The 25,603-nt window shown below is 43.5% G+C and carries 21 protein-coding genes; 11 read left to right on the top strand and 10 right to left on the bottom strand.

Annotation, left to right across the window (positions count from 1 at the left end; translation table 11 throughout):
- The 4 genes from folC (at position 1) to purF (ending at position 3,954) form a co-directional block, all read left to right on the top strand.
- Positions 1–1,278: a bifunctional tetrahydrofolate synthase/dihydrofolate synthase gene (folC, locus tag LQZ07_RS15475; RefSeq protein WP_152781079.1), complete on the top strand. Its 1,278-nt coding sequence runs from the start codon at positions 1–3 to the stop codon at positions 1,276–1,278.
- Complete coding sequence (locus tag LQZ07_RS15470; protein WP_152781077.1) at positions 1,275–1,847, top strand: SPOR domain-containing protein; 573 nt, start codon at positions 1,275–1,277, stop codon at positions 1,845–1,847. The genes folC and LQZ07_RS15470 overlap by 4 nt, the downstream gene beginning before the upstream one ends.
- A gap of 77 nt (positions 1,848–1,924) precedes the next feature.
- The gene (locus LQZ07_RS15465; protein WP_016403410.1) at positions 1,925–2,416 is read left to right on the top strand and encodes a CvpA family protein; all 492 of its coding nucleotides are present in this window, start codon (positions 1,925–1,927) and stop codon (positions 2,414–2,416) included.
- A 14-nt stretch (positions 2,417–2,430) separates the two neighbouring features.
- Positions 2,431–3,954, top strand: a complete 1,524-nt coding sequence (gene purF / locus LQZ07_RS15460; protein WP_016403409.1) for an amidophosphoribosyltransferase — start codon at positions 2,431–2,433, stop codon at positions 3,952–3,954.
- A 74-nt stretch (positions 3,955–4,028) separates the two neighbouring features.
- Here purF and LQZ07_RS15455 read toward each other — a convergent pair whose 3' ends face one another.
- The 5 genes from LQZ07_RS15455 to LQZ07_RS15435 all read right to left on the bottom strand — a co-directional run bounded on the left by LQZ07_RS15455 (position 4,029) and on the right by LQZ07_RS15435 (position 9,117).
- Complete coding sequence (locus LQZ07_RS15455; RefSeq protein ID WP_016403408.1) at positions 4,029–4,985, bottom strand: alpha-L-glutamate ligase-like protein; 957 nt, start codon at positions 4,983–4,985, stop codon at positions 4,029–4,031.
- Positions 4,985–6,508 carry an inactive transglutaminase family protein gene (locus tag LQZ07_RS15450; RefSeq protein ID WP_040307570.1) on the bottom strand — a complete coding sequence of 508 codons (1,524 nt, stop codon included), beginning with the start codon at positions 6,506–6,508 and terminating at the stop codon, positions 4,985–4,987. The genes LQZ07_RS15455 and LQZ07_RS15450 overlap by 1 nt, the downstream gene beginning before the upstream one ends.
- A gap of 5 nt (positions 6,509–6,513) precedes the next feature.
- Entirely contained in the window at positions 6,514–7,227 is a 714-nt protein-coding gene (locus tag LQZ07_RS15445; protein ID WP_152781075.1) for an ATP-dependent zinc protease, read from the bottom strand.
- 72 nt (positions 7,228–7,299) lie between these two features.
- Complete coding sequence (gene cmoB, locus LQZ07_RS15440; RefSeq protein ID WP_152781073.1) at positions 7,300–8,274, bottom strand: tRNA 5-methoxyuridine(34)/uridine 5-oxyacetic acid(34) synthase CmoB; 975 nt, start codon at positions 8,272–8,274, stop codon at positions 7,300–7,302.
- Positions 8,275–8,394: 120 nt separating this feature from the next.
- Positions 8,395–9,117 carry a hypothetical protein gene (locus tag LQZ07_RS15435; RefSeq protein WP_152781071.1) on the bottom strand — a complete coding sequence of 241 codons (723 nt, stop codon included), beginning with the start codon at positions 9,115–9,117 and terminating at the stop codon, positions 8,395–8,397.
- A 108-nt stretch (positions 9,118–9,225) separates the two neighbouring features.
- Between LQZ07_RS15435 and LQZ07_RS15430 the strand changes: the two genes are divergently transcribed.
- Positions 9,226–11,091, top strand: coding sequence for a methyl-accepting chemotaxis protein (locus tag LQZ07_RS15430; protein WP_152781069.1), 1,866 nt, complete (start codon positions 9,226–9,228; stop codon positions 11,089–11,091).
- Between the two features lie 42 nt (positions 11,092–11,133).
- Here the strand turns inward: LQZ07_RS15430 and chrA are convergent, their stop codons facing one another.
- The gene (chrA, locus tag LQZ07_RS15425; RefSeq protein ID WP_249483194.1) at positions 11,134–12,300 is read right to left on the bottom strand and encodes a chromate efflux transporter; all 1,167 of its coding nucleotides are present in this window, start codon (positions 12,298–12,300) and stop codon (positions 11,134–11,136) included.
- Positions 12,301–12,446: 146 nt separating this feature from the next.
- Here chrA and LQZ07_RS15420 point away from each other — a divergent pair, with 146 nt between their 5' ends.
- Positions 12,447–13,886 carry a hypothetical protein gene (locus tag LQZ07_RS15420; RefSeq protein ID WP_152781067.1) on the top strand — a complete coding sequence of 480 codons (1,440 nt, stop codon included), beginning with the start codon at positions 12,447–12,449 and terminating at the stop codon, positions 13,884–13,886.
- Between the two features lie 58 nt (positions 13,887–13,944).
- Positions 13,945–14,364, top strand: a complete 420-nt coding sequence (locus LQZ07_RS15415; protein WP_152781065.1) for an HIT family protein — start codon at positions 13,945–13,947, stop codon at positions 14,362–14,364.
- A gap of 59 nt (positions 14,365–14,423) precedes the next feature.
- On the opposite strand, the gene cmoA is transcribed toward LQZ07_RS15415, so the two are convergent.
- A complete protein-coding gene (gene cmoA / locus LQZ07_RS15410) occupies positions 14,424–15,152 on the bottom strand; it encodes a carboxy-S-adenosyl-L-methionine synthase CmoA (RefSeq protein WP_152781063.1) in 729 nt (242 codons plus the stop codon).
- A gap of 247 nt (positions 15,153–15,399) precedes the next feature.
- Between cmoA and aspS the strand changes: the two genes are divergently transcribed.
- On the top strand, positions 15,400–17,160 hold the full coding sequence (gene aspS / locus LQZ07_RS15405; RefSeq protein WP_016402631.1) for an aspartate--tRNA ligase: 1,761 nt from the start codon (positions 15,400–15,402) through the stop codon (positions 17,158–17,160).
- Positions 17,161–17,229: 69 nt separating this feature from the next.
- On the opposite strand, the gene LQZ07_RS15400 is transcribed toward aspS, so the two are convergent.
- The 3 genes from LQZ07_RS15400 to LQZ07_RS15390 all read right to left on the bottom strand — a co-directional run bounded on the left by LQZ07_RS15400 (position 17,230) and on the right by LQZ07_RS15390 (position 21,406).
- Complete coding sequence (locus tag LQZ07_RS15400; RefSeq protein WP_152781061.1) at positions 17,230–19,704, bottom strand: bifunctional diguanylate cyclase/phosphodiesterase; 2,475 nt, start codon at positions 19,702–19,704, stop codon at positions 17,230–17,232.
- Between the two features lie 75 nt (positions 19,705–19,779).
- Complete coding sequence (locus LQZ07_RS15395; protein WP_016402629.1) at positions 19,780–20,973, bottom strand: hypothetical protein; 1,194 nt, start codon at positions 20,971–20,973, stop codon at positions 19,780–19,782.
- The gene (locus tag LQZ07_RS15390; RefSeq protein WP_152781058.1) at positions 20,942–21,406 is read right to left on the bottom strand and encodes a hypothetical protein; all 465 of its coding nucleotides are present in this window, start codon (positions 21,404–21,406) and stop codon (positions 20,942–20,944) included. Before LQZ07_RS15390 ends, LQZ07_RS15395 begins: the two co-directional genes overlap by 32 nt.
- Positions 21,407–21,801: 395 nt before the next feature.
- On the opposite strand from LQZ07_RS15390, the gene LQZ07_RS15385 reads away from it, so the two are divergent.
- The 3 genes from LQZ07_RS15385 to lon all read left to right on the top strand — a co-directional run bounded on the left by LQZ07_RS15385 (position 21,802) and on the right by lon (position 25,544).
- Complete coding sequence (locus tag LQZ07_RS15385; protein WP_152781056.1) at positions 21,802–22,545, top strand: YebC/PmpR family DNA-binding transcriptional regulator; 744 nt, start codon at positions 21,802–21,804, stop codon at positions 22,543–22,545.
- A 6-nt stretch (positions 22,546–22,551) separates the two neighbouring features.
- Positions 22,552–23,073 (top strand): crossover junction endodeoxyribonuclease RuvC, encoded by a 522-nt coding sequence (gene ruvC, locus LQZ07_RS15380; RefSeq protein ID WP_249483191.1) that lies wholly within the window; start codon positions 22,552–22,554, stop codon positions 23,071–23,073.
- Positions 23,074–23,198: 125 nt separating this feature from the next.
- On the top strand, positions 23,199–25,544 hold the full coding sequence (gene lon / locus LQZ07_RS15375; protein ID WP_152781055.1) for an endopeptidase La: 2,346 nt from the start codon (positions 23,199–23,201) through the stop codon (positions 25,542–25,544).
- Positions 25,545–25,603: the final 59 nt, after the last annotated feature.

The following is a 25,603-nucleotide window of genomic DNA, read 5'->3' as shown; positions in this document are numbered from 1 at the left end:
ATGTCGTCTAAGAAAGAAACTCAAAGCCGGTCTCTTGCAGACTGGCTTTGTTATTTAGAAGCCCAGCATCATAGCGCGATTGATTTAGGTTTAGAGCGGGTTGCCAAAGTGGCTGAGCACGCAAAACTACGCCATTTAGATGCTACGGTGATTACGGTGGCTGGCACTAATGGTAAAGGGTCTACCTGCGCGCTACTTGAACAGATTTTGGTTGCGCAAGGGTATCAAGTCGCTGTTTATAGCTCACCACATATCCTGGATTATCGAGAGCGAGTCAGAATAAACGGTCAACTGCCCGAAGCCGATGCATTTTGCCAGTCATTTTCTGCCATTGAAGAGCTTCGCCAAGAAACCAGTTTAAGTTATTTTGAGTTTGGTACGCTTGCTGCCGTTTGGATGTTTACCCAGCAGCCTTTGGATTATGTCATTTTAGAAGTCGGCTTAGGCGGACGTTTAGATGCTACCAATATTGTCGAGCCTGATGTGAGTGTGGTTACAACCGTTGCAGTTGACCATGTAGATTGGTTGGGTGACGACATACAGCAAATTGGTCGCGAGAAAGCTGGTATATTTCGTGAAAACGGTAAAGTGGTAGTAGGGGACTGCAATATAGTTTCCAGTGTTTTGGAATGTTCGGCACAACTCAACTGTAATCAACTAGCCGCTGGGAAAGAATATCAACTGGAAAAAGAGGCGGATAGCTGGGCTTATCATGGCGTAAAATTGAACTACCAAGGTCTGCCTTATCCCCGTTTGCCTTTAGTGAATGCGGGCACTGCTATTGCTACATTAGAACACTTGGGGCTTGAAATACCTAGCGCCGATTTGTCTAAAGCAATCAAAGAGTGGCAGCTTGCTGGTCGCTTGCAAGTCATTTCTGACAAGCCATTGGTCGTGGTAGATGTGGCACATAATCCGCAGTCTGCTAATTACTTATCCTCTCAATTACCCTCGCTAGCTAATGGCCGAAAAATTATTGCGCTGTGCGCGATGCTGGGTGATAAAGATATGCAACAGTCGGTACAGCCTTTAGTTGGCATGGTAGATCAGTGGCATATTAGCGGTTTAGCTGGACCTCGTGGTGACGACGGTAGTGCATTGGCGAGTTGCTTAGCTTCTCAAGCAAGCTTAACTCGTTACCCGCAATTGGCTCAGGCTTATTTTGCTGCCCTCAAACTATTAGACGATAACACCATGTTAATTGTGTTTGGTTCTTTTTTTACCGTGGCTGAGATATTAGAATTGTCTTCTTCAGCAACAGCAGAGAGTTCACATTGACTGCACAGTTTAAAAACCGCTTAGTGGGCACCATCTTCTTGGTCGCGTTGGGAGTAATCATTATTCCTGATATTCTTGATGGAAAAAAAACGCGAGTTGAAGAAGAGTTCAATGCGATCCCTTTTGCGCCAAAAGTTGACTCACTCCCCCCTCTGCTTATCGACTTGCCCAATGAGCAAGAATTGGTCGCTACTGATATTGCAGATGATGAAAGTAGCACCGAGCAAGAAGCTAGTTCAGAACAGGCAACGAGCACTTCGACAGTTAGTGAAACAAAGCCAGCCACTGAGCCAGTGGATGCACCACAGCTTGAATTTGCTAAGCCGGCCTATATTGTTCAACTGGGCACATTTAAAAACTCTCAAAATGTTACGCGTTTGGTTGCAAAGCTAAGAGAAGCCGGTTTTCAAGCTCACTCATATCCAGAGCCCGCTGTAGAAGGGGAGCTAAACAGGGTGTTTGTGGGGCCAAATGTATCTAAAAAAACATTAGAACAGCAACAAGGTAAATTGAAGGAACTCACAGGCTTAAGCGGAAAAATTCGCGAGTTTGATCCTTTGTTTAAGTAAGTATGAAAAAATACAAGCACGCATTTTATTTTTGTTTCTGGTAGAATTCGCAGCGTTTTTCAACAAGTAGAAAATTTATGGCTTGGGTAGACTACGTCATCATCGGCGTAATAGTATTGTCGGCATTAATTAGCTTGGTTCGCGGCTTCGTTAAAGAGGCCCTGTCGCTGGTCTCTTGGGTAGCGGCTTTTTTCATCGCATCGCAGTTTTATCACGATCTATCCAGTTACTTCACTCTCATTGAAAATCCCTATTATCGCAGTGGCGTAGCCATTGTTTTGCTGTTTATAGCCACCCTTGTACTTGGTGCGCTGGTTAATTACTTATTTAGTCACTTGGTCAACTCAACGGGTTTAACCGGTACCGATAGGGTACTGGGGATCTGTTTTGGGGCTATCCGAGGGGCATTAGTGGTAAGCGCTTTGCTGTTTGTATTGTCGTTTACCGGTTTTCCAGAATCCTCATGGTGGAAAGGGTCGTTATTGATTCCCGAATTCACCGTGATTGTTCAATGGTTTTTTGAGTTTTTAAAAGATTCTTCTAGTTTTTTACATAACTACCAATCTTAATAAGGAAAAGCTTCATGTGTGGTATTGTCGGCATTGTCGGTGCTAGTCCCGTTAACCAAGCGATTTATGATGCGCTAACAGTTTTACAGCATCGTGGTCAGGATGCTGCGGGTATCGTTACTATTACCGAAGGTATGTTTAAACAACGCAAAGCCAACGGATTGGTAAGAGATGTGTTTGAAGTTAAACACATGCAGCGTTTACGTGGTAATTTGGGTATTGGTCACGTGCGTTATCCAACCGCAGGTAGCTCTAGCGCAGCAGAAGCTCAGCCTTTTTATGTTAACTCTCCTTTTGGTTTAGCCTTGGCACACAATGGCAACTTAACCAATGCTAAAGAGTTACGCGAAGAGATGGCTAAGCGCGCTCGACGTCACATCAACACTACTTCTGATTCAGAAGTGCTGCTTAATGTACTAGCCCATGAGCTAGATAGCATTGTGGAAGATGAGTTATGCGAAAAACAAGTGTTCACCGCGGTTAGCCGTGTACACAAGAAAATTCGTGGTGCTTACGCCGTAGCAGCGTTAATCATTGGCCAAGGTATGGTGGCATTCCGTGACCCTAACGGTATTCGTCCTTTGGTACTGGGTAAGAAAACCAGCGATGAAAATCCAGAGAAAATGGAATACATGGTGGCATCAGAAAGTGTTGCACTTGATGCAGTTGGTTTTGAGTTTGTGCGCAGCGTAGCGCCAGGTGAAGCGGTGTACGTAACTGAAGATGGTCAGTTATTTACTCAGCAATGTGCTGAAAATGCGGCTCACAACCCGTGTATTTTTGAATATGTATACTTTGCTCGCCCTGATTCAATCATCGATAAAATTTCGGTATATGGCGCTCGGGTTAACATGGGCACCAAGTTAGGCGAGAAAATTGCTCGAGAATGGGATGATTTAGATATTGATGTAGTGATCCCAATTCCTGAGACATCCTGTGACACGGCTTTACAAATTGCCATGCATCTTGATTTACCGTATCGCCAAGGTTTCGTTAAAAACCGCTATATTGGCCGTACCTTTATTATGCCGGGGCAAACTCAGCGTCGTAAATCGGTTCGCCGTAAATTGAACGCGATTGATGTAGAGTTTAAAGGCAAAAACGTACTGTTAGTTGACGACTCGATTGTTCGTGGTACTACTTCTGAGCAGATTATTGAAATGGCTCGTGAAGCAGGTGCAAACAAAGTTTACTTTGCTTCAGCGTCTCCTGAAATCCGTTTCCCGAACGTATATGGTATTGATATGCCTTCGGCTAACGAGTTGGTTGCTCATGGCCGCGAAGTTGACGAAATTTGCCAGTTGATTGGTGCTGACGGTCTTATTTTCCAAGACTTAGAAGACCTAATTGTGGCTTGTCGTGAAAGTAATCCTGAGATCCAAACTTTTGAAACCTCAGTATTCAATGGGAAATATGTAACTAACGATATTGACCAAGACTACTTGAACTATTTGGATCAGCTACGCAACAATGATGCAAAGGCTGTTCAGGCTCACGAAGAAGTAGCAAACCTAGAGTTGCATAACGAAGGTAGCTAATACTTTTGATATTGCTCTAGAATAAAAAAGCACCCATTATGGGTGCTTTTTTTGTTTTAGTCTTACGTGCAAATCTACCTAGAAAATTCAGTTTTACTGAACTCAACTCGCTCGAGCGGATTGCGTTCAATACCTTCGGCAATGATCTTTTCTACAAGTTTAAGACGAGGCAAAATACCTTCGCCATTGGCTATTTGGATAGCCAGGCCTGGTCGGGCATTAAGTTCTAATAGCATTGGGCCATTCGATTTATCCAATACCATGTCGGTACCCAAATAACCCATCCCCGACATCTCATAACAACTAGATGCGAGTTCAAGCAAGCGCTGCCAATGAGGAACCACTAATTCTTTTAGCGGTCGGTCTGTATCAGGGTGTTTTTCTATCGGTCTATCAAATTGAACTGCATGTAAAGCTCGCCCAGAACCGATATCGATACCAACACCTACAGCGCCTTGGTGTAGATTAGCCTTACCGTCTGAAGCTGCTGTAGACAGGCGCATCATTGCCATCACCGGGTAACCCTGAAAAACGATTACCCGAACATCTGGCACACCTTCAAAGCTAAACCCATCAAAACAAGAGTCAAACTCAATTAGTGCTTCAATTACTGCAACATCGGGGCTGCCGCCAAGTGAGAACAAACCGGCTAAGATGTTTGAGCAATGACGCTTCACATCTTCTTCATGAGCTGGAGCTCCACTGGGTTTAAAAAACACCCCAGATTCTTGCTTAGTAATAACCAATATACCTTTACCACCAGAGCCTTTAGCTGGCTTTATCACAAAGCCAGGGTGTTTGTGCAGTAAGGGAATGATTGATTGAATATCATGTTGAGTGCGCACTACGCCAATAAGTGCTGGTATGGTGACATCATCTCGCTGAGCAATAATCTTGGTTTTAAGTTTATTGTCGACTAGTGGATAAAGCTTACGCGGGTTGTACCGGGCTATATAGCCAGTATTGCGCTGGTTCATCCCCATGATGCCCTTGCGGGCAAGTTTAAAAGGGCTAGTGAATTGACTAAGCATTAGCCCTCCTTATCCGCGAGAGGCTTAAAGCGACGTAGTTCTAATAGGCGGTATCCAGTGTAGTTACCAAGAATCAAAATAATACCTAGTACAATGAATTGAATGCCCATGAAGTTAAAGGTTAAGTGGCGAACGTATTCGTTGTTCATCGCTAGGAAAGCGAGAACGGCTACTAGTAAACTACCGCCACCCTGCATAACTACTTCTTTAGGGCCTTCTTCTTCCCACAGTACCGACATTCGTTCGATGGTCCAGGAAAGAATAATCATTGGGAAGAAGGTGATTTTCAAACCTTCCGTTAAGCCTACTTTAAAACTCATTACGCTGAAGATAGAGATAATACCGATCACCGTAATAATTACCGCGGATATTCGCGAGACTAAGAGTAAGTTTAGGTGGGATAGGTAGCCACGAATCACTAGGCCTGTTCCAACTACCAGTAGGAATCCGATTAAACCAGTCATTAGTGAGGTTTGCATAAATGCCATGGCGATTAGCACTGGCATAAAGGTACCCGAGGTTTTAAGGCCAACAAGTACACGTAGCAAAACCACCATTAATACGCCAATTGGAATAAGCAAAATGCCTTTAAATAGCGCTTGTTCTTCTAAAGGTAAGCTATCAATAGAGAAGTTAAGAAAATCAGCTTCGCTAATTTTAGGGGCAACGGCTGATTGGGCACTTTGCTCAACCAGTAACATAGAGAAGGTCACTTGTGAGTCTTTACCACCAACAACTTCTAGCAAGCTATTGCCATTGTATTCCCACAATAGGGTGTTGTCTGGCCGGCCTTGAGTTCCGGTTGCTAAATCAAAAATCTGCCAGTCATTTTCGTCTTTAAAAACCTGAATGTATTCAGTAATGCCTTGACGGCGGCGGCCATCTTCTAGCTGTAAGCCTCGAACAATACGCGCAGGAACATCGGCATTATTTAGTAGGTCTACCACTAAACGGTTTTTAGGTTTGTAATCTAAAATTAAACCGGTATTTTGGCTTTTACTGGCAGTTTCACCGGTTAGAGCTTTAATGAGCTCGCGAGTAAAGCTATAGGCATCAGCTGACACTTCTTCGGCTTGCTTAGCTAAGTGATTAGCAGCGGTGAAGTAGGGTTCTGGATATTCGGTAAACGGTGTATCAGGCATTTTCGGCTGATAAATATCTGCTGCTTTCGGGTCTACCAAGAAGTCTACTTTATAGTACATCTCTTGATGGCCGTCGGCTGTGCGCTTAGTCCAGATGGCGCGGGGGTTATCTTGGTCGTTTACAAAAGATAAGCCATAAGCTAATGACGCTGTCGATTCATGAATACGTGTATAGCCACGTTGGGTTAATGGTAAAGCAAGCACTGCTTCAACGCTTTCGCCTTTGGCGTCAAATTCTACCTTGGCTTCAATTGACCAAATCTGGCGCTTTTCGCCAGGAAACCAAGGCACTTCAAATTGAACATGGCGGTAGAGTGTCATGCTTATTCCTATCAGCATGCACAGGGTGACAATAAAGTAAAATATGTTGCGAGAACTCATGGGCATTAATCCTTAAATGTCGGCTTCGCTTGGGTAAACTTTTGGCTTATATCTACCACACTTATATCTTTTAGAAAGCTACGTCCTAGTAGCACTGGGTAACTAAGGTGGTTGCGGTCGGTTAGGGTAAATTGGGTCTTTTCTGAAATTGGACCTAACTTAACTAACATCGAAACAACTGGGCGTTTATCCACTTTGTTGGTTGATGATTGAGTAACTTCTGCAGTGCGCACTACAGGGCGCTCCACAATAATATCGCTATCAAGGGTATTGTGGCGCATGTTAAAGCGTACCCAGTTCTTACCATCACGTTCAAATTTCACAATGTTGGTGGCGTTAAGTGATGATGTTGCCGCACCAGTATCAATACGTGCTTGGAAGGCATTTTTTTGCCCTTCTAAACTTACCCATTCAGATTCACCTAACACGGTTTTGTTGCCAAGCTTGTAGCTTGTTTGCTTGCTGCAGCTCTGCGGGGTTGATTTGGAGGTTGCAACTGGCACTGGGGCTATTGCCACCACTTTATCTTCAAGCTGATCAAAACGTTGCTGTTGAGCTGCTAGTTGCTCAGAAATCGACTCGCATTGGCTTAACACTGAAGCCTGCTGAGCCGAAAGCGCTGATAGTTGTTCCAGAGTTTGGTCGTTAGATTGAGAGGCTTGTTGGCTCGCACAAGCGGTAAGTGCAAGAGACAATGAAATTATCGAAAGCTTTTTCATAGTTCAAATCCATTAGGCAAAAGTAAAAACTGCGGTTTAAGTGTTTGTTTTAGCATAGCGTATGAAAACTGTTTAGTCTGGATTAATTGCAATTAAAACAGCACGTTTGGGAGCCGGTAGCCCTTCTACAGTTTTCGAATTATCATTTGGGTCTAAGTAGTCTTCGAGTGACTCGTGAGTCATCCATGAGGTACTTCTTTGTTCCTTGGTTGAAGTAACATCAATATCGACAATTCGTACATCAACAAAGCCAACTTTTTCTAGCCATAATTTTAAGGCTGCGGTACTGGGCAAAAACCAAACATTGGGCATTTTTCCGTACCGGCCAGCAGGCACGAGCACTTGGTTTTCATCGCCATCTACAACCAAGGTTTCAAGTACTAATTCTCCGCCTTTGTGTAGTTGTTCTTTTAACTGAATAAGGTGGTCCATTGGCGAGCGGCGATGATAAAGCACTCCCATCGAAAATACCGTATCAAAGGCGCGTAGTTTAGGGAGCTCTTGAATACCTAAAGGCAATAAGTGAACGCGTTGGTCATTGTTGGCAAAATTGCGAATGGCTTCAAATTGCATAAGGAATAGGGTGGAAGGATCGATGCCTACTACAAACTCTGCATCATCTCCTAGCATTCGCCACATGTGATAACCGCTGCCACAACCCACGTCTAATACATAGCGATGTTTAAGTGGAGAGATATGATTACGGATGCGCTCCCACTTCCAATCGGAACGCCATTCTGTGTCGATATTAATCCCATAAACATCAAATGGGCCTTTACGCCAAGGGTGTAAGTGGCGCAGTAAACTCTCAATTTTTTTACGCTCACCTTCAGGCATTTCTTCGGCTTTACCAATACTGACTTTATCTTTAAGTTCTATGTGAGCAGTTGTTTGTTGGGGAAATTTATTAAGCACACGCTGCCAGCGTGGGAAGTCGCCATGAGCATGTTCTTTTTGCCAGTCACCTAATTGTGCTGGCAGTGTATAAAGCCAATGCTTAAGGCGGTTTTTGGCAATTAATTGGTAAAAGTCAGAGAAGTCTATCATTGGTTACAAGAGCTTGATATTACGTAGGTATATACCGCTAATTGTAGCAAGCTTTAGCGCTTATTGGTGATAAAGCGCTAAAGATACTTGGCTAAAATGGGCATTTGTTCACTAATTGTTCTAATTCACCTTATCGATTTTTATCCAATTTACACTATGCCCGTTTTCATCTCTCCAGTTGCCGCTATCACAGGCATCTATAGCTTTGCTTGCGATGATGAGTTGATCTTTAAAGTGAAGGCGCATGCCCAGCTGGTGAAATGCCTTGATAGCGGAGTTATTTAGCGGCTCGTGCGTTCTAACAAATAAAACTAAAGGGCTGCGTTGAGCGATGAAATCATCACTTAAAGCGCTAAGTAGCTGTTGGTTATCATGGCTACTGATACTTGCTAGTGCCAGCGTTTGCCCTTGATATCGGGCAAGTGCTAAGTAGGGGGCCGGTTTTAGCTGGCTTTGGTTAGAATTATAAGCGCTAAACCATTCAAAACTTTGCTCTTGCCAAGCGTAAGATATGGGGAAGTGAGCACTTTTACTTGAATTGAAGTTTATCTTTTTGTTGTTAGGTGAATAAGTTCTATAGTTTTGTTGCTGTGCGTCGATATTTAAAGAGGGAAGAGTAGCCACCAAGATACTATCATTAATTGTAGAGCGCGCTTTAGCTGAAAGCGTCTCAAGCCGAGTCATCACCGATGACTGAGTAGCGCTGATGGTGACAGCAGACTGAGAACAATCATTGATGAGCAGTGAGTCATAATCCAGTTGCTCCACTTGCACAGTGGCCTGAACTTGAACGCTAAAGCTAAGCAACACAACTGACGCTAAAACTTTTTCTATAAAAATCATAATTAAATACATAGGGTTAGTGTGAACACAATGATGCTAGCACAAATTCTAAGTAACAAGACAAATGGTCAACAATAAATACAGCAGGAAGCTGGCAAGGGGTAATTGATGGGTAATTTATCGATTAAACAACGTTTAATCTTAACAATCTTAATCCTGTTAGCGGTGTTAAGTGGTGTGCAAGCTTGGTTCCAAGCAAGAACCTTATCTCAAGAAACACGTTTAGATATTGCGGGAGATGCAAAGCAGTTAGCTCAAGCAGCTACCGACCAAGTAAGCCTGTGGTTCGACTCTAAACTTGCGATTGCAAGAGGGATGTCTTCGGACCCCAATTCTTCAAGTTTTGTATCTGATTTAGTACAAGCCAAGCAAAGTGGCGATTTCATTTATTTTTACTTTGGCAGTAGTCAAGGTGAAATGACCATGCATGACCCGAACGAAACCCTGCCAGACGGATACGATCCAAGAACCCGGCCTTGGTATAAGGGGGCGCAGGCTAATGGTTCGTTTGTCTCAGACCCTTATGTCGATGCAACCTCTGGTCAAATGGTTATATCGGTAGCGCAAAGAGTCAGTGGCGGCGTTTACGCTGGCGATTTAGGTTTAGATGTGGTGACTCAGCGCGTGTTAAACCTAGCCAGCGAACAAGTTTATCCGGTGATTGTTGACCAGCAAGGTTTAGTGGTGATTCATAGTGATAACAATATGGTGCTTAAGAAAGCTACAGAGTTGTCTCCTGAGCTTAGTGCGAGTTTTATTGAGCAAGTTGCCCGCACAGCCGAATTGAGTGATTTACAAGTTAGCGGCAAAGATAGCTTTGTAAGTATAAGCCCAATTGAAGGTATCGAATGGTACTTGATGTTTGTTTATGACAAGAAATTAGCATTGGCGCCCGTTCAGGCCATGGTGCAAAGTTCGGTGATTTTTGCGGTCATTCTTTTTGTCATCATTGCTGTGGTAATGCTTAAAGTGATTTCTGCGATGTTGAAACCAATTGAAGTTTTAGGCGAGGCAATTAGTGAGCTCTCATCGGGTGACGGCGATTTAACCAAGCGAATTAACATGCAGCGTAATGATGAGATAGGCGCGCTAGCAGATGGCGTTGACCGTTTTATCGATCAATTACATGATCTGATGAAAGATATCGCCCAAGACGCAGATCGATTGCAGCAAGCGGCGGCGCTTACTAATAATTCAACCAGTGAATCTAACTTGCAGATTGAACGCCAGCAAGCTGAAGTGACTCAAGTAGCAACCGCTGTTAATGAGATGGCTGCTACAGCCAATGAAGTAGCAAACAATGCTGAACAAACAGCTGAAGCGGCACGTGAATCTGCAGATTCTTGTGAACAAGGTAAAGTATTAATTGGACGAAACCAACAGCAAGTGAATAGTTTGGCAGGTCAGCTAGATGGTGCGGCTGAAACCGTGCAAGAGCTAGAGCGAAATACCCAGGAAATTAGCGACATTTTATCGACGATTCAGGGTATTGCTGAACAAACCAACTTATTGGCGTTAAATGCTGCTATTGAGGCTGCACGCGCCGGCGAGCAAGGGCGCGGATTTGCCGTTGTTGCTGATGAGGTACGTAATTTGTCGCAACGTACACAAAGTTCAACTGAAGAAATTAAAGCGATGTTAGAGCGTTTGCAGGGCAATACCCATAGCACTGTTCAAACCATGGACGAAAGTCAGCAGTTAGTAAAAATAAGCGTTGAAGAAGCTACTAAAGCTGCAGAAATGCTGGAGAATATTACTAACTCAATTACCCACATTAGTGATATGGCCACGCAGATCTCTAGTGCTGCTGAGGAACAAAGAGCGGTCACCGAAGAGGTTGGGCGCAATACTCAAGGTATTCAAGATGCATCTTTAGAGCTCGCTGAACAAGCTGCTGGTAGCTCGCAGCGGGCGACCGAACTAGATGAAATCGCTGACAAGTTACATAAAGAAGTGGGCGCGTTTAAAATATAGGTGTTTCATTATAAAAGGCCTGCGAAAGCAGGCCTTTTTGGTTTAACTCAAAAATACTAACCCTGCGCCGCCAAGGCAAATTAACATTACATACAGCGGCAATTTAAACACTCGCAACAAGCAAAAACCTAACAGGGCTAATACTACTTCTAAGTTAGAGTGGATAGCGCTGGTGAAAATAGGTTGATATAGCGCTGCAACAAGTAAACCAACCACTGCCGCGTTCACCATTTGCATTGCAGCAGAGAACTTAGCCTGATTGGCTAGGGCTTGCCAGACATCAACAAAGGCCAAAACCAACAGAAAACCCGGTAGAAAAATTGCTATTGTGGCAACTAAGGCATAAACCATAGGGCTTTGTTCACCGACTATCGCCCCAAGGTAACTCGCAATGGTGAACATTGGGCCTGGCACCGCTTGGGCTGCGGCATAGGCGGTTAAAAACTGTTCTTGGTTTACTTCGTTAACCAAGGTTTGTTGTAGCAATGGCAGAACAACATGACCACCACCAAATACCCAACTGCCTGCTTGATAAAATTGACTAAAGCTTGCCGCTAGCTGTGGCAGGTCTAAAAAGGCCAGTAAAAGCAAAGCACCAAATACCACTAAATAAGGCAGTTTAATGGAGCCGGATGGTTTATTTTGTTTGGGTTCTAAGGGCTTAAGCGCGAGTAGTTTCTTGTGTAAGAACAAACCGGCAATTGCCGCAATAGCCAAACACAGTAATTGAGTACTCAAGTTTGGAAGCAGTAACAAAACAGAAGCAGTGATAAAACAAGTACTGCTTAAATATAAATTACTACAAAACTGACCGTACATTTGGCGAACAGCATCCACTACAACAACCAAAGCAGCAATTTTTAAACCTGCGATTAGCCCCAACACTAAGGGATTATTATTGCTATAGCTTGCCGCTAGAGCCAAGGCTGTCATGAGGGCTGCTGAGGGCAGGGTAAAGCCAATAAAAGCCGCTATTGCACCTAGCTTTCCGGCTCGGCGCAAACCTATAGCAAAACCCACTTGCGAAGAGCCTGGGCCGGGTAGGAACTGGCTTAAAGCAACCAAGTTTGCATATTCTTGCTGGCTCATCCAGTTTCGGTTATCAACAAACTCTTGTTTAAAAAAGCCAATATGCGCAGCTGGGCCACCAAAACTGACTAAACCCAAGCGAAGAAAGGTGGTAAATACTTCTATTATTGCTGTCATCATTCTTAATGTAATAAGCAAAAATTGGATTTTATGAAGCTTTTGTTACAGGAATATTTCCTCTGGCAAATTGTTTAGCATGTACTTAGTTGCTACGGTGAAATAAGCTTAATTGTCGTTAAACGAATTAAAGGAATAGGTCGTTTTTCATGAGTGGTGATAATAATGCTTTAAAGCATTGGCTATTAATTTTCGGTATCTTGCTGATGCAAGCTTGTAGCACTAAGCCTGAGCGGTATTCTTGCGAAGGGGCCTTAACTGACTTAGACCATTTGCTTAGCAGCGAGGTTGGAACGCTCAATGCCAAACGTATACCCAAGCACCCTGGCTTGCGCTACGACCGGTTTATTTACAGCTTTATTAGTGAGCGAGATAGTGGCTCAAATATTGGTCAGCAAGATCTTATCAGCTATATGAGCGATGCTGCTAAAACGGGTTTATTGCTAGAGTGGCAGAACCTAACCAGTCAACAAATGGGTGAATGGAAGCAACGTTATCCAGAGTATTCACAAAATACTTTTATTGAAAGCTGTGTGGCGCAAGCTAAACAGCAATATTTAGCTCAAGCAGCGCAAAGCGCAGAACTGCTTAATCGCTTATTACCAGATGATGATTACTCAGATACCGCAAAATTTTTTGGCATTTATCCTATTAGCTCTAAAGTATTTGCTAGCGCCGTTAAAAAAGAGCAGCAGAGCTTACAAGCGCATTGGCAGCAAGCGTCACTAAAAGCCTATTCTGGGTTTAAGCAAGACCAAGCAGTCCTTTATATCCCAAAACCGCTTAAACATGGCTTGGCAACGCCATTAAACCTTAATCACTTAGGGCAGTTAAGCAATGAGCAGCAAGTTCAGCGCTTGCTGAATAAATTTGCGCCACAGTGGCTAATAGAAAATTCGAGTCACGATAACCTGCCAGGTAAGCCGGTTTGGCAGGGCCAACAGTTGCAAGTAGATACCGATACAGCCACTAGCTTTTCACTTATTAGCTATGGCAGATATCAGCAGCAAACCACCATTCAACTTAATTATGTTCTGTGGTTTAAACAACGCCCTAAGCTTAGCGCTGTTGATTGGGTGGCAGGGCAGCACGATGCAGTTATTTTTCGTATTCACTTAACACCTCAGTTAGAGATACTAGCTTACGATAGTATTCATCTTTGTGGCTGCTGGTATACCCTCATGCTGCCAAATGGCCAACCCTATCAAGCTGTGCAATATAGTGCCCAAGAGCCAGTATTGATGCATAGGGTGGATGCTCAAACTAAAATGCGAATTAGCATTAGTGCCGATACGCATCAAATTGTGGGATTAGCTCCGGCGGAAGAAAACACTGAGCTGAAAACCATTGAATACCAGTCTTTAGCTTGGCAACAATTAAATTTATTGGCTAAAGCTGAACTGACAAAAAGCGTATTTGATAGGCAGGGCTATGTTCATGGCTCGCAACGCTTGGAGCGTTGGTTTTTTTGGCCAATGGGAGTAAAGCAACCGGGCAGTTTGCGTCGCTTTGGTGACCATGCAATAAGCTTTGTTGGCGAACGGTATTTTGACCAAGCTTACTTGTTAGAAGATTTAGGTGTGCAATAATGCCTTACACTTCCTTTAGTACCTTGCTAACTATATAAAATATTTAGGAATAAAGACTATGAGTTACGATACCAACAATATCTTCGCTAAAATCTTACGTGGTGAAATGAGTTGCTTAAAAGTTTATGAAGATGAACACACCTTGGCGTTTATGGATATTATGCCGCAAGCAGATGGCCACACCTTAGTTATTCCTAAAGAAGCGGCCGAGACCTTACTCGAGCTGTCTGATGACGCCGCTGCTGCCACCATTAAAACGGTGAAAAAAGTGGCTAAAGCGGTTAAGCAGGCTATGGACGCTGAAGGCGTGAGTTTAGTGCAATTTAATGGCGCAGCTGCAGGGCAAACGGTTCCTCATATTCATTTCCATATTATTCCTGGCTCTTTAGCCGAAGCGCGTAGCCATGCTAGAAACATGGTGGACAATGAAAGCCTGCAACCTTTTGCAGATAAAATCTCAGCCTTGTTGGCGAGTTAACGGCATGATAACTAAAGCCTGCCTTTATTTAAGAGCAGGCTTGGCTAACTAGATCCAAGTTATTTAATGGCTACCAATGAGCCAAAATTAAAACATTGAAACCAAAGTTCACTGGCCGAAAAACCTGCGTCGGCAAAACGTTGTTTATGTTGCTCTATGGTATCTGGTACCAATACATTGTCTAAAGAGCTGCGTTTTTGGCTGATTTCCAATTCGCTGTAGCCATTGGCTCGTTTGAAATCTAGATGAAGTTCGCTAATTAAGCCTTGAATACTTGCTTGGCTAAAGTGAAATTTTTCACTCACAATCAATATTCCGCCAACCTTCATGCCTTTGTGGATTTTTTTCAGCAAAGTTAAACGTTGCTCTTGGGAAACAAACTGCAGAGTGAAGTTAAGTACTACTACAGACGCCTCACTTATTTCAATATCGCAAATATCCTCGCAGATAACGGCAACTGGCACAGACCCACGAAAAGCATCTAAATGTTTTTGGCAGCGCTCAACCATGGCAGGTGAGTTATCTACGGCAATAATCTCTACGTTTTCTTGTTTTACCGCTCGGCGCATCGCAAGTGTGGCTGCGCCTAAAGAACAGCCTAAATCATACAGCTTGCTATTAGGCTGGTGGAACTGTTCAGTTAAGTGTCCAATGGTGGAAATGATGTTGCTGTAACCAGGCACAGAACGTTGAATCATGTCGGGGAATACTTCCGCAACTTGATCATCAAATTTAAATTCGCCCAGCTGAGTAATGGGTTGAGAGAAAAGTTTATCTTTGCCTTGCATGGCGGAGTCTCGTAGAAAACGTGTGTGAATTAAGCGCTAATAATCGTAAAGCGAGCTATTGTAACCAGCAAATTCCTGCTTGTCTTTGGCAAATTTAAGTCCTTCGCTAGATTTATTGCTCTATCACTATTCTTATTTGTAGTCGCTTTCCTTTATACTATCGCCCTTTCACTGAACAAAGCTAACAAGTGCTTTGCTCAAGATGATTATTCGCTGAAATTTTAAAACGTAAAACGGGAAAGGCCAAATGCGCACTGTTTACTGTGGACAAGTAACCAAAGAGCTAGTTGATCAAGAAATAAATTTAGTGGGTTGGATAAATCGACGCCGTGATTTGGGCGGTGTAATCTTCATCGATTTACGTGACCGTGAAGGCATTGTGCAAGTGGTGTTTGATCCCGATCGTGAAGACGTATTTAGCACAGCAAATAGCTTGCGTAATGAGTTTTGTGTTCGACTAAAAGGTCGTGTGCGTGCTCGTCCAGATAGCCAGATAAATAGCGATATGCGTACTGGTGAAGTTGAGTTGTTAGGTTTAGAGCTTGAGATTTTAAACCGCTCAGCACCATTGCCATTAGATAGCAATCAAGACAACTCGGAAGAGCAGCGCTTAAAATACCGCTACTTAGATTTACGTCGCCCTGAAATGAGCGAGCGTATGGTGTTTCGCGCCAAAGTAACCGGCTTTGTTCGTCGTTTTATGGAAGACAATGGCTTCTTAGATATTGAGACGCCAATTCTTACTAAAGCTACGCCAGAAGGTGCGCGTGATTACTTGGTGCCAAGCCGTACTCACAAAGGCCAGTTTTTTGCCTTGCCTCAATCACCGCAAATCTTTAAGCAATTGCTAATGATGTCGGGCATGGATCGTTACTACCAAATCGTAAAATGTTTCCGTGATGAAGATTTACGTGCTGATCGCCAACCTGAATTTACGCAGATTGATATTGAAACTTCATTCATGAGCTCAGACGAAGTAATGGCTGTTACCGAGCAAATGGTTCGTGAGCTGTTTGTTTCGATGTTAGACATAGATCTTGGTGAGTTCCCGCAAATGACTTACGCAGAAGCAATGCGTTTGTACGGTTCAGACAAGCCTGATTTACGAAACCCTATGCAGTTGGTAGACGTTGCTGACTTACTTAAAGATGTTGAGTTTAAAGTATTTTCAGGCCCTGCAAATGACGAAAAAGGCCGTGTAGCGGTATTACGTGTACCGGGTGGCGCAACTCTTTCTCGTAAGCAAATTGATGATTACGGCAAATATGTTGGGATTTATGGGGCTAAAGGTCTTGCCTGGATGAAGGTGAATGACTTAGCTGCAGGTGTTGAGGGCTTACAATCTCCTATTCTTAAGTTCTTAAACGAAGAGGTTGCCAAAGGCATTGTTGAGCGCAGTGGTGCGCAAGATGGTGATTTAATTTTGTTTGGCGCAGATAAAGCTAACGTTGTATGTGAAGCGATGGGCGCACTTCGTTTGAAAGTGGGTGAAGACTTAGGCTTAGTATCTGATGAGTGGAAGCCGCTTTGGGTTGTAGATTTCCCAATGTTTGAAGAGGTGGATGGTCAATTCCACGCGATTCACCACCCATTCACCGCTCCAGTAGCTGGTGTATCGGCCGAGCAATTGGCCGCGTCTCCAGCAGGTGTATTATCGAATGCCTATGATATGGTGCTAAATGGCTGTGAGCTTGGTGGTGGTAGTGTGCGTATTCACAAACAAGATATGCAAGCCGCAGCCTTTAAAGTGTTAGGCATTAGTGATGAAGAAGCACAAGAAAAGTTTGGTTTCTTGTTAGAAGCTCTACAATATGGTGCTCCACCACATGCGGGCTTAGCCTTTGGTTTAGACCGCTTAGTGATGTTAATGACTGGTGCAAGCTCAATTCGTGACGTGATGGCTTTCCCTAAAACTGCCACAGCAGCTTGTCCGCTAACTAGTGCACCTAGTGCAGCTAACCCGGTAGCTCTCGAAGAGTTAGCATTAAATGTAAAACTGCCTGAGTAGTTTTAAGCAAAGTAAAAAAGGCGAGCATTTAGCTCGCCTTTTTTGTATCGATTAACCCTTAAAAACCAGTTAACTACTGTGACTAGAGTGACTCGGCGTTTGAGGGATTTTGAACAAGGGATGCAAGTGCAAAACATTGCCATCCTTATCCAATAATGCGCCTTTCTCGTTACATTGCTGATAAAAGGCCAAAGCTTCTTGCTTAGTTTGTGGTCGACCAAAGAAGTAACCTTGTACTTTGTCAAAGCCATTTTTCTTTAGCCAATTGGCATGCTCTAGAGTCTCTACTCCCTCTACCAATATCTCGTAATCGAGAGTGTCCATTAGCGTACGCATACTTAATACAATATTTTGGGTAGACACAGAGGTAATGGCGTTATGGCCAAACTCACGGTCAAACTTAATTTTGTCACAGGCTAGATTGCTTAAGTAGCTGAGTGAAGTAAAGCCTTTACCAAAGTCATCAAAGGCTACGCGAATACCCGCGGCTCTGATCTCGTTGAGTTGGGATTTAACTTGCTGGTAGCTTTGTACTGCAACACTTTCGGTAATTTCAAGTTCTAGGTAATTACTACCTACGTTTACGGTTTTAAATTTGCTGATGAGTTTTTGAGCGAAGTGTTTATCTTCAAATTGTCGGCCACTGATATTGAAGGCAATGGTTAACTCTTCGTAGCCCTTGCTTGTAAGCTCTTCAAGCAAGGCTAAAGATTTGTCGATTACCCAGTAACCCAACGGCAGTATGTGGCGGCCGGATTCAACTGTATCGAGGAACTGGCCGGGATTCATAAGGCCTTGAGTAGGATGATTCCAGCGGAGCAGTAATTCAAAGCCGGTGACTCGCTGGTGTTGCATAGACACTTGCGGTTGCAAGTAGAGTTCTAGTTCATTGTTACTCATGGCATTTTGAAATTGGTTCTCGATGGTGAACACCATGTCGTTCTGGCGAGCCAATTCAATATCAAAATGGGTGCAGCAGTTCCTACCTTTACGTTTTGAAGAATACATGGCTAAGTCAGCATATTTTACTAATAGCTGCGGCTCGTATTCGGCTTGCTTGGCGGTGGCAATACCGATACTTAGTGTTACCTTCATCGAAATGCCGGAAATAGTAATGTCGCGAGATATCTCTTGGGCCAAGCTATAAGCAAAGCCCAATACGCTGTCTTTGTCTTTTTGATTGATAAGTAGAGTGAACTCATCGCCGCCAAGTCGGAACGTACTTGAAGCGAATTGACTGAGTCGCATAATGCGCTTGGCCACTTGTACTAATAGTAAATCACCAAAGTCATGGCCTAAGGTATTGTTAATGGTCTTAAAGTTGTCGAGATCAATGTAAATCAGGCTGAGCTCTTCGCCTTGCTTAGCGGCTTCTTCTAATGCTTCACTAAGTTGCTTCAAAAAAGCCGTTCGATTAGGCAACTCTGTGAGTGGATCTTCCATGGCCATTTTCTCAAGAACTTTGGTATTAGCCGCGATGCTTGAACGCATTTCTGAAAAGCTGTTGGCAAGCTCTATAGATATGTGGTCTAGGGAATCAAATTCATCATTAAATAGGTGTAACTTGTTTTGTGGCTTGTAGCTTTCGTTCTCTAAAATAGTCGGTAAGCTGGCGGTGTGGTAGCGCAGGTTACTCAGTGGGCGGCGCATCAGCAAAAGGCCAATCGCAATGGCCAGGGCCATAGTAAACAATAGCAGCATAGTTAGCTGGTTTTCGAAGCGAGTTTGTAAGAAAACTTGTTCGCTCCAATCCTTAAGTATCACCAACTTAAGGGTACTATTTGAACTGTCTTTAATAGGGTAGAGCTTACCAACAATGGTTTTATATTCTACTTTAAACTCCATATTGTCGTGATGCCGATACTCTATGGCGCTGTCGAACCATTGCTGGCTTAATACCTGAGTATTGGTAGCTAACAATATGCTTTTGTATAAGGGGCGGTCTAAATCGACTATCGCCAGCTCAATATCATCGCGTTGAGTTACGTTAATTAAGGCATCTGCCAATTCGAGTTGAAAGGCTAAAACCCCTTGCTCTGCGTTGCGGGTTCTAATTGGCAGGGAAATCCATAAATGACATACTTCGAAACATTCGATGAGGCGCATTGGTTTAGAGCGCAAAGTGACTTGTTCAAGTAGTTCTTTGGGTGGAGGAGAGTCAAGTACGCTACAGGCATAATTATCTATGGCAAATACCGTACAACCGTTAGCAATTGGCATTAACCATTGTAAATCTGGTAACTGCCTATTGAGGTAACGTTCCAGGTCTTGCATGCTTTCTGCTTGGCTCAGAAGGGTTTGAGCTTCAAAAATGTATGTGATGCTATCGCTTAAGCGTTCTATTTGGTCGTTGAATTCTAAAGCGTAGTTATCTAAATAGCTTAATTTTAATTGGGCTTGTTGTTTTTGATAGTGCTCCATTGCGGTTAAACCAAAAATAGAGACAACAATGCCCGCCGCGAGAATGAGCACCAAAGTGAGTTTTAGTCGCACGCTAACGTAGCGATTTTTTAGATCCACCAAGGGGAACTTGCTTAACTTCATTGGCTATTCCATTGATTTAGCATAAGGCAATAAGTGACTAATTAATTGCTTACTTACTAAGCATAGAGTGAAATATCAAAAGCGGTAACTTAGTTGCATTGCAAACAAGCGCCAATACCGTTCAGGATTGTTAGTTCGAGTGGGGTTTAGGTCTCGAACAGGGGGAAGCATTGAGGTACCTACAAACCAATGGTGTTCCAGTTTTAGCTGAAAATTGCGATGGAAATTCCACGTTGCTCCAATGGTAAAATCTTCGAGATCGCGTAAGTTGGTTTCAATGTCATCATCGATAAAATGGCTGTTGTCGTAGCGAGCGAGCAAATTCCACTGCTGATTTACAATGAAAATACCCTGCAGATAATAGGCATTCATATCGATACTGCCATCAAAAATTGGCGCTAAGGGTTTAGCTGCATCGTTTTTTCCTTCAGCATAAGTACCACCACGTCGCATGGTAAATTCACCCGTTAGCTCGTAGCGCTGTTGCGAATACTGCAGCGAAGCAATGTATTGGTCGGTATCAATAGTAAAATCGAAGGGTAAACGCACCGGACTAGCCGGTGGCGCTAAATCTATCGAGTCTTTTAAGTGCATTTTTAAACGACGATACTCTAGGCCCAAGTACCAATTGGCGTTGGGGCGAGCTGAAAAGTGTATTGAACTATTCCACTCACTTTCAAAAGTGCCCCCTTGGTCTTGCCCAAAAAAGCGCCGACTAAAGCTTTCATCAAAGGCTTCTTTACCAATGGATGCCGCGAATGTGTATTGTTGGCCACTTAGCGTGAAATAGTCTAAATCTAGCCTTACGCCATCGGCCCTTAAACTCTGTTCTTTAAGGATGTGCGGGTAAACCGATAGCGGCAGTACAATACTGGGGCGAGTAAAAGGCACGTCTCGGGTTTCACCATAAATTCCGTTGGAAATTTTGAAACGGCCAAACTTAAAGCCAACTTCCCAGTCTTCGTTTGTAGGAACTTTGTAGTTAAGGCTTAAATAATCTACATCTAAACCAGATTCGAACCAATCGCCGCTCTCTTGGGCAATCACTAATCCTGAAACAGACCAATTTGGGTTGATATACCAAAAGCCTCGAAGACCTGCTTCGAACAATGGGCCACTATCACCAGAGTTATAACCGTAATAATTGTTTGCGTTTACGTCGATATAACTGGCAGACACAAAGCCGCCCCAAGAGAGTTTACCTTTAGCCTGAGCGGGAAAAATGACAACGCTTAAGCTAGTCAACAATAGTAGAATGAAGTTCTTCATTGCTCACCTCTTGGCTGGTGTATCCAATAGCGTTGGGATTATTTTTTATGGTGTCTAACATTTCTTGTTCAGAGTTCACGATGGTTGGAGCAATAGCGGTACCCGTGTAAATTTGGCGTTCCCAAATTCGGGTTAGCTGATAGGGAAACAATTTGAGTGCGTCTAAACAAAACTGTTTATGTAACTCGTTGTTGTCATCCATAACGACCAGTTCGATGATTTGACCATCAGGCCAGTTTTTTTGTCTTAGTGAGAAAATGGCACGGATCTGCTTAGCACTTAGCTCAGCCTGTTGGCTTGAGTGAGTAAGTAGCCACACCTCGGCATGAATGGGTATGCTAATGCTGACTAAAGAGAATAACGCAACAATTTTTACAGCAATCGCCTGCCGTTTTAAAAACTGAGATAATTTGCGCCAATAAATTACAATCATAGCCTTCCGTGGTTAGCTCATAACTATTGTGTTAAAGATTATGTCTTTAAATATAGGCTAATTTTTTCAATAAGTTAAGCTAAATGATTTTTTGTTTAGCATTGTTTAAATATCCAACAGGAAGTCTTGGCTTGTTATTATTTTTATTAGAATTATCAATAGAAAGGGTGTTTCTTAAGTTAAATGTTATCTCATAATTATGTAATATATATGAATGACATTACACTTTATGTGGTTTGTGCTTTCAGCTAAAACGGCCGATTAGTTTGTTTCATGTCTATGTCTTCAGTCTTAAAGCTCTTTATCGAGCTAGATCATTGTTCAATTAATTAATCCTAGGCTTGTCATATTCTTAGCGTTTATCATCTTGGCTAAACCAAACTTAGGGGAATTCGATGGCGGGTCACAGTAAATGGGCCAATATTAAGCACCGTAAAGCTGCTCAAGATGCTAAACGCGGTAAAGTGTTTACTAAGTTTATTCGAGAGCTAACAGTAGCTGCTAGAGAGGGAGGCTCTGATCCCGATGCTAACCCTAGACTTCGTGCCGCTATTGATAAGTCTTTGTCGAACAATATGACGCGCGACACCATTAATCGTGCAGTACAACGAGGTGCTGGTGAACTCGACGGACAACAGTTGGAAACTGTTATCTACGAAGGCTATGGGCCTGGAGGGACCGCGGTTTTAGTGGAAACAATGACTGATAATCGCAATCGCACCGTATCAAGTGTTCGACATGCTTTTTCCAAAAGTGGTGGCAACCTTGGCACTGATGGTAGTGTTTCATATCTTTTTGAAAAGAAAGGGGTGATATCTTACCCAGCAGGCAGTGACGAAGACGCAATTATGGAACTGGCTTTGGAAGCTGGTGCTGATGATGTACTCAGCCATAATGATGGAAGCGTTGATGTGTATACGAGCCCAGAGGAGTTTGGCGGAGTTAAAGATGCTCTAGATGCCTCTGGTATCGTGGCTATTAACTCTGAGGTTACCATGGTTGCATCAACACACGCCGAGCTAGACGCAAACACTGCACCTAAGCTGCTGCGGCTAATAGACATGCTAGAAGATGATGACGATGTTCAAGAGGTCTATCACAACGGCGAGATATCCGATGATGTTGCAGCGCAGCTTTAATTAACCGTGAAGATTATTTTAGGCATTGATCCCGGCTCGCGGATCACCGGATACGGACTTGTTAAACAAGCCCATGGGCGAATAGAGTATTTGGGTAGTGGTTGTATTCGCACCAATGAAAAAGCCCTACCGCTCAGGTTAAAACAAATCCATGCTGGAGTGAGTGAAATTATCACTCAATTCTCGCCCGACGAGTTTGCCATAGAACAAGTTTTTATGGCCAAGAATGCTGATTCTGCGTTAAAGCTTGGTCAAGCTCGTGGTGCGGCGATTGTATCCGCGGTAAGCCAAAATTTGCCTGTGGCAGAGTACTCGGCACGGCAAATAAAACAAGCAGTGGTAGGAACCGGAGCTGCAGATAAATCACAAGTTCAACACATGGTGACCCAACTTCTAAACTTGTCGGCAAGCCCACAAGCAGACGCTGCTGATGCCCTTGCTGTCGCTTTATGTCATTGCCATACCAGACAAAGCTTAATTGGTATGGCGGGCAAAGTTCGAGGTACAGTGAGGCGTCGACTACGTTAATTTATTGTATGAAAAAACAACAGTCAGAAGTTTTTTTTGAATTATTCTGCGTAACTAATTGAAACCACCAAGTTTGACCCAATATATTGCTGATAGAGATTATTAGCTAAGGTAAAGAGGACGACATGACCTTAGAGCGTTCAGAACGTTTCGAAATTCCCGTATTACCGCTGCGCGACGTGGTGGTATATCCGCACATGGTTATTCCATTGTTTGTTGGTCGTGAAAAATCTATCCGTTGCTTAGAAAGTGCAATGAGCCAAGACAAGCAAGTACTGCTGGTGGCTCAAAAGGACGCAAGCAATGACGACCCACAGGTTGATGACCTATACACAGTAGGTACCGTTGCTAATATTCTTCAATTACTTAAGCTGCCTGATGGTACCGTTAAAGTACTGGTAGAAGGTAGTCAGCGCGCTAAGCTCGAGCAAATTGTTCAAGAAGAATACTATGTGGCTGCTGCTGAGTATGTAGTATCTGCACAGCCCGATGAAAAAGAGCAAGAAGTAATGGTGCGCTCTGCCATAAGCCAATTTGAAGGCTACATCAAGCTAAACAAGAAGATTCCGCCTGAGGTGCTTACTTCTGTTTCTGGCATCGATGATGCGGCGCGTTTAGCCGATACTATGGCTGCTCACATGCCGCTCAAGTTAGAAGACAAACAGTCGGTGCTTGAAATCGCCAGTATTCCAGAACGCCTTGAATACCTAATGGCAATGATGGAGTCCGAAATCGATTTGCTACACGTTGAGAAAAAGATCCGTGGACGTGTAAAAAAGCAAATGGAAAAAAGCCAGCGTGAGTATTACTTAAACGAACAAATGAAGGCTATCCAAAAAGAATTGGGTGAGTCTGAAGATGGTCAAGACGAATTTGAGCAGCTTTCTCAACGCATCGATGAAGCCAAAATGCCTGAAGAGGCAAAAGAGAAAACGCTTGCCGAACTCAACAAGCTTAAAATGATGTCGCCAATGTCGGCAGAAGCTACAGTGGTGCGCGGCTATGTTGATTGGATGCTTAGTGTTCCTTGGGTTAAACGCTCGAAAGTGAAGCGTGATTTAGCCAAAGCCGAGCAGGTGCTTAATCAAGACCACTACGGTTTAGAGAAAGTAAAAGAACGTATTTTGGAATACTTGGCAGTGCAAAGCCGAGTCAACAAACTTAAAGGTCCTATCCTTTGTTTGGTAGGTCCTCCAGGTGTAGGTAAAACTTCACTGGGCCAATCTATCGCCAAATCAACTGGACGTAAGTACGTACGTATGGCCTTAGGTGGCGTGCGTGATGAAGCTGAGATTCGCGGGCACCGTAGAACGTATATTGGTTCAATGCCGGGTAAGCTGATTCAAAAAATGTCTAAAGTGGCGGTGAAAAACCCGCTGTTCTTGCTTGATGAAATTGACAAGATGGCGTCTGATATGCGCGGCGACCCTGCCTCTGCATTGTTAGAAGTATTAGACCCAGAGCAAAACAATAGCTTTAACGATCATTACCTTGAAGTCGATTACGACTTATCAGATGTAATGTTTGTTGCTACCTCAAACTCAATGAATATTCCTGGTCCATTGCTTGACCGTATGGAAGTGATTCGTTTATCGGGCTATACCGAAGACGAAAAACTAAATATTGCTAAACAGCACTTAATTAGCAAACAGATCAAGCGCAATGGTTTGAAAGAGCATGAAATAGTTATCGAAGACAGCGCTATCATTGGCATTATTCGTTACTACACCCGTGAAGCTGGTGTGCGTAGCTTAGAGCGTGAAATCTCAAAGTTGTGTCGCAAAGCAGTGAAAGAAATTTTGCTAAGCAAAGACACCAAGAAAGTAGAGATACGCCAAGATAACCTCAGTGAGTACCTTGGTGTGCAGCGTTGTGATTATGGCAAAGCCGATGAGAACAACCGTGTTGGTATGGTAACAGGCCTTGCTTGGACTGAAGTGGGCGGTGACTTGTTAACTATCGAAACAGCATCGGTGCCAGGAAAAGGTAAACTTAGCTATACCGGTTCTCTTGGTGATGTGATGCAAGAGTCTATTCAAGCAGCCATGACTGTGGTTAGAGCTCGCGCGGATAAGTGGCGCATTAACAGAGATTTCTATGAGAAACGTGATATTCACGTACACGTACCGGAAGGTGCAACACCAAAAGATGGCCCAAGTGCCGGTATTGCAATGTGTACCGCATTAGTTTCTAGCCTAACCGGTAATCCGGTAAAAGCTGAAGTCGCGATGACCGGTGAAATTACCTTACGTGGTGAAGTATTGCCGATTGGTGGCTTGAAAGAGAAGCTATTGGCTGCGCATCGTGGCGGAATTAAAACCGTTCTTATTCCACAAGAAAATGAACGTGATTTAGAAGATATACCAGAAAATGTTATTGGCGACCTTAAAATCATTCCAGTTCGCTGGATTGAGCAGGTTCTGGAAGCGGCTTTAGAGCAAAATCCTGAAGGCTTTGAAGTAAAAGCTTGAGTCAATGCAAATAAACGATATTCAATGGTGAAATAGTACTTGCCAGCCTTGTTCAAGGG

The organism is Agarivorans sp. B2Z047, from assembly GCF_023373605.1.
GTDB lineage: Bacteria > Pseudomonadota > Gammaproteobacteria > Enterobacterales > Celerinatantimonadaceae > Agarivorans > Agarivorans albus.
Note: the sequence above shows the minus strand (reverse complement) of the source record. Positions and strands in the feature narration are given on the sequence as shown.